At 43.3% G+C, this 12268-nt stretch carries 11 protein-coding genes; all 11 read right to left on the reverse strand.

The genetic code is table 11. The features are described from left to right. Nucleotides 1–66: 66 nt before the first annotated feature. On the reverse strand, nt 67–1461 hold the full coding sequence (pnpS, locus tag BMZ22_RS04035) for a two-component system histidine kinase PnpS (RefSeq protein WP_090081796.1): 1395 nt from the start codon (nt 1459–1461) through the stop codon (nt 67–69). Next, entirely contained in the window at nt 1458–2153 is a 696-nt protein-coding gene (locus tag BMZ22_RS04040) for a response regulator transcription factor (RefSeq protein ID WP_090081800.1), read from the reverse strand. The genes pnpS and BMZ22_RS04040 overlap by 4 nt, the downstream gene beginning before the upstream one ends. A gap of 146 nt (nt 2154–2299) precedes the next feature. Next, the gene (locus BMZ22_RS04045; RefSeq protein WP_090081803.1) at nt 2300–2776 is read right to left on the reverse strand and encodes a MaoC family dehydratase; all 477 of its coding nucleotides are present in this window, start codon (nt 2774–2776) and stop codon (nt 2300–2302) included. A 726-nt stretch (nt 2777–3502) separates the two neighbouring features. Next, nucleotides 3503–4777 (reverse strand): NADP-dependent isocitrate dehydrogenase, encoded by a 1275-nt coding sequence (gene icd, locus BMZ22_RS04050; RefSeq protein WP_090081807.1) that lies wholly within the window; start codon nt 4775–4777, stop codon nt 3503–3505. A gap of 87 nt (nt 4778–4864) precedes the next feature. Further along, entirely contained in the window at nt 4865–5980 is a 1116-nt protein-coding gene (gene citZ / locus BMZ22_RS04055; protein WP_090081810.1) for a citrate synthase, read from the reverse strand. Between the two features lie 314 nt (nt 5981–6294). After that, nucleotides 6295–6684 carry an FxsA family protein gene (locus tag BMZ22_RS04060; protein WP_090081813.1) on the reverse strand — a complete coding sequence of 130 codons (390 nt, stop codon included), beginning with the start codon at nt 6682–6684 and terminating at the stop codon, nt 6295–6297. A 71-nt stretch (nt 6685–6755) separates the two neighbouring features. Next, entirely contained in the window at nt 6756–8516 is a 1761-nt protein-coding gene (gene pyk / locus BMZ22_RS04065; RefSeq protein ID WP_090081818.1) for a pyruvate kinase, read from the reverse strand. A gap of 20 nt (nt 8517–8536) precedes the next feature. Then, nucleotides 8537–9496, reverse strand: coding sequence for a 6-phosphofructokinase (pfkA, locus tag BMZ22_RS04070; protein ID WP_090081822.1), 960 nt, complete (start codon nt 9494–9496; stop codon nt 8537–8539). Nucleotides 9497–9666: 170 nt separating this feature from the next. Next, nucleotides 9667–10623, reverse strand: coding sequence for an acetyl-CoA carboxylase carboxyltransferase subunit alpha (locus tag BMZ22_RS04075; protein ID WP_090081826.1), 957 nt, complete (start codon nt 10621–10623; stop codon nt 9667–9669). Next, nucleotides 10620–11480, reverse strand: coding sequence for an acetyl-CoA carboxylase, carboxyltransferase subunit beta (gene accD / locus BMZ22_RS04080; protein ID WP_090081829.1), 861 nt, complete (start codon nt 11478–11480; stop codon nt 10620–10622). The genes BMZ22_RS04075 and accD overlap by 4 nt, the downstream gene beginning before the upstream one ends. Nucleotides 11481–11603: 123 nt before the next feature. Further along, the gene (locus BMZ22_RS04085; protein WP_245745192.1) at nt 11604–12257 is read right to left on the reverse strand and encodes a FadR/GntR family transcriptional regulator; all 654 of its coding nucleotides are present in this window, start codon (nt 12255–12257) and stop codon (nt 11604–11606) included. Nucleotides 12258–12268 lie beyond the last annotated feature (11 nt).

The raw sequence follows: 12268 nt of genomic DNA on the forward strand, positions 1-12268 counted from the left end.
TGCCAAATAAATTTGCAATTTGGCAGTCATTTTTGCTTCTTTCTTTAATTCCCGTTGGAGGTGACATCAACCCATAGACTGTGAGGATACTTCTTCGGATTTTGGCAAATAGACATGAAAGACTGACCCCTCACCTTGTTCACTATCGACCAAAATAGTTCCATCATGAACATCGACAATATGTTTAACAATTGCCAAGCCGAGCCCTGTACCACCCGTGTTGCGGCTTCGTGCCTTATCGACCCGGTAAAATCGTTCAAAAATTCTTGGGATAGCATCTTCAGAAATACCAATTCCATTATCCACTACTTGAATATGCACATTATTATCTTCCTCTGATATAGCCAAACGTACCTCACCTGACTCGGGCGTATAACTGATCGCATTTGAAAGCAAATTAATGAGAATTTGTTTGACTTGCTGAGCTTCAGCCTCAAGCATCACGTCGTCTGCAACATCCGTTTTCAAATCAATTCCTTTTTGTTCCGCTCGCTGTGTAATAATCGGCATCACTTCAGAAACCAAACTATTAACGTCAACTGTCGTTCGAACAAGTTTAAAATCGTCTTTTTCAAGTCGTGACAGTTTCAAGAGATCCTCAATCAGTTCCTGCAGCCGGGTGCTTTCATCATGAATTATCATCAAGAAATCCCGGAGCGTGTCTTTGTCATCCATGGCACCGTTCAGCAATGTTTCAGCAAAGCCGCTAATTGATGTGATCGGTGTTTTAAGCTCGTGCGAAACATTAGCTACGAAATCTTTACGCATCAGTTCCAGCTTCTTTAAATGCGTAATATCATATAATAACAGAACAGCACCCCTCAGCATGTTGCGTTCATTAAAAATTGGTGCCCCGATAATTTCGATATATTTCTTATCAACCCCGATAAACTGGGTGAAAGAATGAATGATATTTCTTTCATATAAGAACGTCTCCTGAACCGTCTCATGAATCGTTTCATTGGCCAGTACATCATAATACAAGTAACCATGATAATCATGAGTTTCCCCGCCGAACAAGGAAATAAATTTCCGGTTGACGAGATGTATGTAGCCTTTATCATCAATCAGAATCAGTCCGCTTTGCGTGTTATCTATAACCGTTGACAGCTGCTCTTCCTGTACTTGTTCTTGTATTTTGAATTCACTCATGTTCCGGGCAAGAACGTTCAGTTTATCACTGAGCTCACCGATGCTGCCTCCTGTGGAATGGTGGACACGGGCCCGGTAATTTCCCTTAATAAACTCATCAACGGTTTGGGCAGCTTTTTTTACCGGTTTCATATATTTATCATATACATGCAGCATAATCACAACCAGGATGAAATATTCTACAGCCAAAATTGAAAAGAGAATAATATATTCGGTTGTTAATTGGCTGATTACAATACCTGTAACTGCAACAAGCAGAAAAAAACCAGCGTGATAAGGCAATAGCGGTTTTGTAAATAAAGGTTTCATACTTTTAGACTCTCCAATTTATACCCTAATCCTCTGACAGTTTTTATATATGTTGGCTTTTTCGTATCAGGCTCTATCTTTTCACGCAAATGGCTGACATGAACATCAACAATTCGCGTGTCACCTGCGAAATCATAATTCCATACCGCGCTTAACAGCTTATCCCGGGACAAAACGATACCTTTATGAGAAACTAAATAATATAAGAGTTCGAATTCTTTTCGGGTAAACGTTAGTGGCTTTCCCTTCAATTCAGCTTCATAACGGTCAGGGTAGACCGTTAAATCGCCGATTTGTATTGACGAAGAAACCGAGTCTTCGGTTTTTGCGGCACGGCGCAAAATCGCCTTGATCCTGGCGACCACTTCCTTTGGACTGAACGGTTTTGTTAAATAATCATCCGCTCCCAGCTCCAGCCCCAATATTTTGTCGATTTCTTCATCCTTTGCTGTCAGCATTAAGATGGGCGTATCAATTTTATTTGATCGTAAATGTTTACATACTTCTGTTCCGTCCATTTCAGGAAGCATTAAATCAAGAATGATCAGATCGAAGTTTCCCTCTTCAGCTTTTTTAACGGCTTCAAGGCCGTCATAAGCAACATCTGATTCAAATCCTGCCTGTTCCACATTAAATTTCAGCAACGTAACGATTGATGATTCATCATCAACAATCAGTATTCGCTTTCCCATTCACAATCCTCATTTCTATGAAAATCTATTTCTAATTTAATCATACAATGAAATGCGAATAATGTGAACAGAATCGGATGTAAAGAATAATTTACAAAGTGCAAGCTTGACCGCTTTCCCCAGAGTTAGCTGCACGTTTATTTAAGTCAGAAGAAATTTTCCAACGAACGGCCGGTCAGCGATTCAGGCTCATAAGCAGGTTGAACGTTCAGCCTCCCGTGTAAAACGGGCTCGCCGCTATCATCATAACCATTGACAGACAAAGTAACTTCATTTTGATCCGCATCAATGGCTATTACTTCAAGTCTAAATGTTACTTCGGCATAGTGATAGACTGGTTTAGAAAATTTCATTTCGTGCTGTGTGATATGGCTGCCGGGACCCGGAAGATGCATGGAAACAATGGATGACACCATGCCAAAAAGCATCAGTGATGGAGCGACAGGCTGTTTATAGGGTGTTTGTGATGCATAATCATGCTGAATATAGAGAGGATTTGCGTCATTAGTAAGGCCTAGATACAATAATAACTCTTTATCTTCAATGGATCGTGAAGCCGTATATGTGTCACCGATCTGCAGTTCATCAACTTTCTTGCCCAATTTTCTTTTCTTGCCGATCATTTAACCACCTCCAAACAGTGTAAGCGCTTACTATTATACCATAAAAAGACTGAGTTTTCCTATTCAATTTAAAGCAACACCTTTTTAATATTTAAACCAAAAATGTGTTGATAATCGTTTTCCTTGGATTTTCACAGTTGATGTAAAGTGCGAACCAGCGAAAATTCCTCCTTCTGATTTCAGTTATTGCTATGCCACCGCTCCGGAAATACACTTGGTGCTCGTCGTGTTGCAAGCAAATTCGGTGCAGTCGGCACTCCTCGCAACTCGCAGCGGATTCGGTGGATGTTTTGGCTCGTCGCTTTTCGCGGGCGGCTGGTGAGCCTCCTCGGGCTGCGCCCTGCGGGGGTCTCACCTATGCCTATGTTCCCGCAGGAGTCGGCATGTATTTCCTTCGCTGGCGTTGCACTCTATAATTAACTTTCTTGGTACGTAACAAACAGCACGTGTGAATGTTGATTGGAGTGGAAGACAGTCGACTCCAGCGGGAAAAGCAACAGCTGAGGACCCCGCAGGAAGCGGTTTTCTTCCGAGGAGGCTGAAGCGTTGCCCGCGGAAAGCGACTGCCTGGAACGGAAATCAACAAGCACTACGTCGCAGTTTATGGTTTTCATGAAACAATAGCCCCTGGGAAAAGCTCGTTTCGGCTTTGCATTGTTGGTATGAATTTTATTAAACAAAAAACTTCTTTTCGCCTGATGGCAAAAAGAAGTTTTTCGCTGTCTGTTAATCCATATTTTTTATCAGTTCATCACCGAACTCTGACGTTTTTACTTCTTTGGCACCATCCATCATGCGTGCAAAGTCGTAAGTTACGACTTTAGAAGCAATTGTTTTGTCCATTGCTTTCATAATCAAGTCGCCAGCTTCCCGCCATCCGAGATGGTTAAGCATCAGAACTGCGGATAGAATAACCGATGACGGGTTAACTTTGTCCATGCCTGCATATTTCGGCGCTGTTCCATGTGTCGCTTCGAAAATAGCATGACCGGTATCATAGTTGATATTCGCTCCTGGTGCGATGCCGATTCCACCGACTTGTGCTGCCAGTGCGTCGGAAATGTAGTCACCGTTCAAGTTCATCGTAGCCACAACATCAAACTCTTTTGGACGCGTCAAAATCTGCTGCAGGAAGATATCGGCGATTGCATCTTTAACAAGAAGCTTGCCGGCAGCAACTGCTTCATCCTGTGCTTTATTTGCAGCATCTTTGCCATCTTTTTCAACAATGCGATCATACTCAGCCCATGTAAAGACTTTATCACCGTATTCTTGTTCAGCCAGTTCATAGCCCCATGCTTTGAAAGAGCCTTCAGTATACTTCATGATGTTACCTTTATGGACGAGAGTGACACTTTTGCGTCCCTCATTAAACGCATAGTCAATAGCAGCTCTTATAAGACGTTTGCTTCCTTCTTCTGAAACAGGTTTTACGCCCAGACCGGATGTTTCAGGGAAACGGATATTTTTGACACCCATCTCATTTTGCAGAAAGTTAACGACCTTCTTGACTTCATCAGAGCCTTTTTGCCACTCGATACCCGCATAAATGTCTTCTGTGTTTTCACGGAAGATTGCCATGTCAACATCTTCAGGGTTTTTTACGGGTGATGGGACACCAGTGAAATACTGGACAGGGCGCAGACACGTGAACAAGTCAAGTTCTTGCCGCAATGCCACGTTCAATGAACGAATACCACCGCCGATTGGTGTTGTGAGCGGGCCTTTAATCGCTATCTTATACTCATCGATTGTTTTTAACGTCTCATCCGGAAGCCATTCACCGGTTTTATCATAAGCTTTTTGTCCGGCATAAACCTCAGTCCAGTCAATTGCTTTTTCGCCATTGTATGCTTTATCAACTGAAGCCTCAATTACGCGGCGAGCCGCAGCCCAAATATCCGGGCCGGTCCCATCACCTTCAATAAATGGAACAACCGGACGATTTGGCACATTCAATTTCCCATTCTTTTCAACAGTAATTTTTTCGCCTTGTGTCATTGAAAATACCTCCTAGTCATCTTCTTACCTCATCAGTCTATCATATGGTTGGTGAAACTTCATTCAGCAAATGAATAGTCAGTGTTATTACCTGTTCTCGATTGAAACATACTGCTGTGTTTGTGGACCAACATATTCTGCGCGAGGGCGGATAAGCCGGTTGTTATCAAACTGCTCCAGAATATGTGCAAGCCATCCCGCCATACGGCTCGTTGCAAAGATTGGTGTGAAAAGGTCATGATCAATTCCCAAACTATGATAAACCGAAGCCGAATAAAAGTCCACATTAGCAGGCAGACCTTTTTCTTCTTTGATAAAATCTTCTATTTTGACAGACATATTGTACCATTTTGACTGTCCGGTAATCTTGGTCAATTCTTTGGACATTTCTTTCAAGTATTTTGCGCGTGGATCACCATTTTTGTATACACGGTGGCCCATGCCCATGATTTTCTCTTTGTTGGCAAATTTCTCTTTAATATACGGAATGGCGTTTTCTTCTTCGCCAATTTCTGTCAGCATCTCCATAACACGCTCGTTCGCGCCACCATGCAATGGTCCTTTTAGTGCACCGATAGCAGCGGTTATGCCGGAATAAATGTCTGACAATGTAGCAACACATACACGTGCTGTAAATGTTGAGGCATTTAGTTCGTGGTCGGCATGCAGTATGAGCGCCTTATTAATTGCTTCTTCTTCTGTATCCTGTGGCTCTTCACCGTTTAACATATACAAAAAGTTAGCAGCATAGCTCAGATTTTTCTTTGGTTTAATGGGATCCTTACCTTTACGGATCCTGCCAAATGCCGTTACAATCGTGGCCACTTTTGCTTGGAGGCGAATAGCCTTTCGTTTATTAGCAGCTTCATCCATCACATCTGCTTCCTCATCATGCAAGCCCAGAATAGATACTGCAGACCGCAGTGCCGCCATTGGATGTACAGTTGATAAATCATATGAACGCAGGTGCTCAATAACTGCCTCAGGAAGTTCCATTTCAGCTGCTAATTCAGCTTTAAATTCATCAAGTTCTGACTTTGTCGGGAGCTTTAAATTCCACAAAAGATAAACAACCTCTTCAAAACTGGAGTTTTCAGCCAGGTCATCAATTGTATAGCCAACATATGTAAGCTGGTCATCGATAATTGAACTGATGGACGATTCGGTTGCAATAATTCCTTCAAGCCCTTTTGCTGAAACCATAACAAACCCTCTCCTTTTTCTATGAATTTGCTCATTAATTTAGGATGAAAAGTAATCACTAAATTACATTCGACAATATTTTAACAAATAACATTGTCATCCCCACGGACAATTATAAAGTATTATTCGCCTAATGTGAATTGAAACCGTTTAAATTCAGCAACATTTTTGGTTTATTGTCATAACATTCAATAGTCTTTTTGGTTTTCCAGACGTGATTTTAGCTGGCTTACGTTCCATTTTCCATCTTTTGGACTAAGTCACCCTTATTAGCCCCTTTTCGCCGGAGAGGAAAGGGAAGCCGCAGGCGTGAGTTACCATCTGCGGTAAATTATCATATTTCTGTCTGCCCGTTTGCGCAAAAATTTTTCAATCATTCGTTTAAACGGGGTCCGGGTAAATGGCAGAACTAATATAAAACCAACTATATCGGTAATAAACCCTGGCGCGAACAGTAAAACGCCACCGATAAATATACAAATACCGTCCATCAGGGCCCACCCCGGAGGTTGTCCGTTATTTATCGCATCCTGTGCTCTTTTCCATGCTTGCAGGCCTTCCTTTCGGGCGAATGAAACACCGGCAACCCCAGTGAATATGATTAACGCAACAACCCACCATGGACCGATAAAACCTCCTGCCCAAATAAATACGCCTATTTCAATAGCAGGCAACACGATTAATGCAAGTAATAGCCACCTCATACATGCTCTCCCTTTCGTCCTTTGGAAAATGGTAATAGAGTGTCAGTCGACAGCGCTCAGGGCGCGCAACGTTAAAGCACCCGCGCGTGTCCTTTGTATATATCCCCTTTCGCACCATCGATTGTGATATCCGTACCATCCTGAATATTATTATAGACGTCTTCCACGCCTACGATAACCGGAATGCCGAGGCTAAGTCCGACCACAGCCGCATGCGAAGTAATGCCGCCTTCTTCGGTAACGATACCCGCTGCTTTTTCAACAGCTTCCATCATGTCTCGGTCGGTGCCGTACGTTACAAGAATATCGTTTTCGTTTACTTTTTCAATTGCCTCAGAGGCGTTTCGGGCAACAACGGCCTTGCCATAAGCACTGGTTCGGCCTATGCCTTGTCCCTTTGCCATTACATCTCCTATTACATGGACTTTCATAAGATTGGTCGTGCCCTTTTCTCCAATCGGGACACCTGCTGTAACGATAACTCTGCTTCCTCGTTCAAACAGGTTTGTTCCCAGGGCTTCATCAATTGCAATATCAAGCATTTCATCGGTCGTTTCAGCTTTGCTCCCCATTATCGCATGCACGCCCCAAACAAGCGCTAATTGACGATTAACCGTTTCATGGTACGTTACCGCAACAATTGGTGCTTCCGGTCGATACTTTGAAATCATTCTGGCAGTATGCCCGCTCTCTGTCGGCGTAATAATTGCACTTACCGACAGATTCATAGCAGTGTGCGTAACTGACTGACTAATGGCGTCGGTGATGGTCATGTCGACAGATTTAGAGCGATTTTCAAGGATGTGTTTATGATTCAATGCCGTTTCTGTTTTTATAGCAATATTTCGCATCGTCTCTACTGATTCAACCGGATATTCGCCCGCAGCTGTTTCGCCAGAGAGCATAAGAGCATCTGTCCCGTCAAAAATTGCATTCGCCACATCGGACGCTTCCGCTCTTGTCGGCCTTGGATTCCACTGCATCGAATCAAGCATTTGAGTTGCCGTTATGACGGGCTTTCCGGCTGTATTGCATTGACTGATTAATTCCTTTTGCACCAGCGGAACATCTTCAGCCGGTGTCTCGACACCAAGATCTCCCCTTGCTACCATCAGACCATTGCTCACTTCCAGAATTGATGCAATGTTATCGACACCTTCCTGATTTTCAATTTTTGGAATGATTTGAATGTGTGTTGCGTTATGCGCTTCAAGCAACTCCTGGATTTCTAAAATGTCTGATGGCCGCCTCACAAATGATGCCGCAATGAAATCGACGCCCTGTTCAATGCCGAATTCGATGTCTCGCGCGTCCTTGTCTGTAATTCCCGGCAAATTCACCCTCACGTTCGGAACGTTGACGCCTTTTTTGTTTTTAATGGTACCGGAATTTAAAGCTTGTGTTTTCAATTCGTTATTTTCTTTATCCACCTCAACAACTTCCAATTCAATTAAGCCATCATCCAGTAAGATTTTTGACCCTTCATGAACATCATTGATCAACCCGCTGTAAGTAACCGAAAATCGATCTGCAGTTCCTTCGACTTCATCCATCGTGACATAAACAATACTGTCTTTTTCAATCTCGGCTTCACCATTCAGGAAGTTGCCTGTTCTGATTTCCGGTCCTTTCGTATCAAGTAGAATGGCAATTGTTTTACCTGTTTGTGCAGCTGCCTGGCGGATATTTTGAATTCTTTGTTCATGTTCGGCAAAATCACCGTGAGAGAAATTCAGTCGGGCAACATTCATTCCGGCTTCGATTAATTCTGTCAACGTTTCAACAGATTCAGAAGCAGGACCAATGGTGCATACAATTTTAGTATTTCGCATTCTAGTGCCTCCTTAGCTCATTAAATCGAAAGTTCTTTAGACAATTGGTACATATTAAAATCAATCGTATGCTTTTCTTCCAGAATTTCAGGTATATCATGACTGACCAATTGATTATTTTGAATACCGGCTATTTTTCCTGCCTCACCATTAAGCAGCAAGCCCACAGCCTCCGCACCAAGACGGCTGGCGAGCACGCGGTCGGATGCAGTTGGAGAACCACCGCGTTGCAGATGTCCAAGCACTGTTACCCGCGTTTCAAGACCAGCTGCTTCTTTTATTTTTTCAGCATAATTAAATCCGCTGTCAACACCTTCAGCAAGGACTATGATACTGTGTTTCTTTCCGCGATCCTGGCCCCGTTTCAGCCGCTCGATCACTTCATTAAGTTCGTCTTTTTTCTCAGGTATCAGGATGCTTTCCGCACCATCTGCCAGACCAGCCCATAAGGCCAAATCACCGGCATCTCTCCCCATTACTTCAATGACAAATGTTCTTTCATGTGATGATGCCGTATCACGAATCTTGTCAATTGCTTCAATAACTGTATTTAATGCTGTATCAAAGCCGATTGTAAAGTCTGTACCAGCGATATCATTATCAATCGTGCCCGGTATGCCGATGCACGGGTACCCTTTTTCCGTCAGTTTTTCCGCACCGCGGAAGCTTCCATCGCCTCCAATGACGATCAGCCCTTCAATCCCATGTTTTTTCATCTGTTCAATACCCTTATTCTGGCCTTCCTCAGTCCGGAATTCTTTGCATCTTGCAGACCGCAATATAGTGCCGCCGCGTTGAATAATATCACCAACGGAGCCAATGTTCATTTTCTCTATATTGCCGTCTATCAAACCCTGAAAGCCATTTTTAACACCGTATACTTCAATATTATTAAAAATTGCTTTCCGTACTACCGCACGTATAGCGGCATTCATGCCAGGCGCATCGCCGCCGCTTGTCAAAACACCGATTTTCTTCATATTGTCACCTCTTGTCTGTTGCTTATGCCCGGCATAACTGTACCTATCCGTTTATCACAAAAAGAGCATGCCGAGTTTATAGTCACTACTTCCACGATAATTGTAAATAAAACAAATATCAATTATTTATACTGGAAGTTTAAAAGAGGCTGACCATGTCAACCTCTCTTCTAAATCTCTTTATAGTCACCCATTTTATTATACTTTTCCCATCTTTTTTCAAGCAATTCGCCGGCATCGACATCTTTCAGTTCCTTGAGTGACTGTTCCAGCACAATATCGATATTCTCCGCTTGCGATTTCACATCACGATGTGCTCCACCCCTGGGTTCCGGGATTATTTGATCAATAATCTCCAGCTGCTTCAAATCATACGACGTAATCATCATATTTTCAGCGGCTTGCTGAGCCAGACCGGAATCTTTCCATAATAATGCGGCAGCACCTTCAGGCGAAATAACTGAATAGGTGGAGTTCTCAAGCATATGAATCCGATCCCCCACGCCTAAACCAAGGGCGCCCCCGCTTCCGCCTTCACCAATCACGATACAGATGATTGGGGTTTTAAGACCAGCCATCTCCATGAGGTTGCGGGCAATCGCTTCACTCTGCCCCCGTTCCTCCGCAGCTTTTCCGGGGTAAGCACCTTTAGTATCGATAAAACAAACCACAGGCCGGTTAAATTTTTCAGCCTGATACATATGTCTTAGCGCCTTTCGGTAACCTTCAGGATGAGGCATGCCGAAGTTGCGTCGGATATTTTCTTTCGTATCTTTCCCCCGCTGGTGCCCGATAACAGTAACAGGGGTACCCTTATAATAAGCAACACCTGAAACAATCGCTTCGTCATCTCCATATAATCGGTCCCCGTGAAACTCAATAAAGCTGGTAAATAATTTTTCAATATAATCCAATGTTGTCGGACGTTCCTGGTGACGCGCCATTTGGACACGCTGCCAAGGCTGCAGGTTGCCATATATATCATTTTCCAGTACTTCCAGCCGATTTTCAAGGGTGCTGATTTCTTCGGTTAAGTCGATATCACTATCACTGGTAAATGACTTTAATTCCGCAATTTTTTCTTTTAAATCAACGATCGGTTTTTCAAAATCAAGTACGTGTTTCATAAATCCTCTCCGCCTTTCTGATGCATGGAAAGCAGCGTTGAAAGCATGGATTGCATCTCATGGCGGTGAATCACTTTATCAAGCTGGCCATGCTTTAATAAAAATTCAGCGGTTTGAAAATCATCAGGCAACGCTTCATTAATTGTTTGTTCGATAATCCGGCGGCCTGCGAAACCAATAAGAGCTCCCGGTTCAGCAAAGTTGTAGTCACCGATTGATGCAAAACTTGCCGACACACCCCCAGTAGTCGGGTGTGTCATCACAGAAATCATTAACCCTCCGGCCTCAGAAAAACGTTTTATAGCAACAGATGTCTTGGCCATTTGCATCAAGCTTAAAACGCCTTCCTGCATTCTCGCACCGCCCGATGCAGTAAATATAATGAAAGGAAGTGACTGCTCGTTAGCGCGTTCAATTGCACGGGCAATCTTCTCCCCCACTACCGATCCCATACTGCCCATACGGAAGCTTGAATCCATGACACTGAATGCGGTCATTTGACCACCAATCTGACCTTTTCCAGTAACAACACCTTCATTCAGCCCCGTCTTTTGCCGGTCCTTTTCTACCTTTTCCTCATAATCGGGAAATTGCAGCGGGTTTGTGCTTGTAAGTTGCTTGTCCCATTCCTCGAACGTTCCTTGGTCAAAGAGAGAATGGATTCTTTCCCAGGCTGTTAATGGATGATGGCAATCACAATTTGGGCAAACATTGAAATTCTTGTTCATCTCTTTCCGGTAATAGATTTTATGACAGTTTGTACACTTCTTCATTAACCCTTCCGGAATATCGAGTTTACTTTGTTCACTTGGGATGGCAGCATATTTTCTTTTCCTGCCAAAAAAATCCTTGAGCAAGGGTATTCCTCCTCCTTTATAACACGGGCGAGCTAATCACTATTTCTACAGCCGTACGAAAAACGGCCGGCAATCCATAACGAATCGGACATTAATGGCAGTCGCCCCCAACCGATGAGGGTCTTACTGCCAGTCAGATGCGGGATAAAATAGATCTTCAATTTTTTTAAAGTTTTTATTTTGGTATAGTTGGAGAAGTTGCTCATAGAACGATTCGTCATATGAGAGACTGGAAATGGTATACGAAAATTCATCCATCAGCTGCCACACTTTGGCAAGCAGCAAATTCTCCGTCTTATAAAATAAGTATTGAAAAAAAGCAACGTGCTTCTCCTCACTGCTTAACACATTATCTTGAACGATAGCCTTCAAGCTTTCGATATCTTCCTCATCAATATGGGTATACGCTATGCGGGCGGCTTCTTTTTCGATGATTTTTTTGGCAAACAACAGATCCTGCCGTGTATTCGCCCCTTGAAGAATAAACGATGACAGGACTTCGACAGAGTGATATGGGCGATATTGACTTAGAAATGTTCCTTCACCGTGTCTTGTTTCAATTAAACCCAATAATTCCATCGCCCGCAATGCTTCTCGAATCGACGAGCGTCCCGCCTCCAGAGTCTCAGCCAGCTCACGCTCAGAAGGAAGCTTATCCCCCGGCTTTAAGTCATGGGCATCGATATATTTGCGAAGTTCCTGTAAAATACCCTGATATACTTTTCGTTTTGGCGAAATGGACACAGCCGGCGTCACTCCTTTTTCGGTTCTCAGCAATTAATAAGCAT

This window comes from Lentibacillus persicus (genome assembly GCF_900112705.1).
In the GTDB taxonomy this organism is placed as follows: domain Bacteria; phylum Bacillota; class Bacilli; order Bacillales; family Amphibacillaceae; genus Lentibacillus; species Lentibacillus persicus.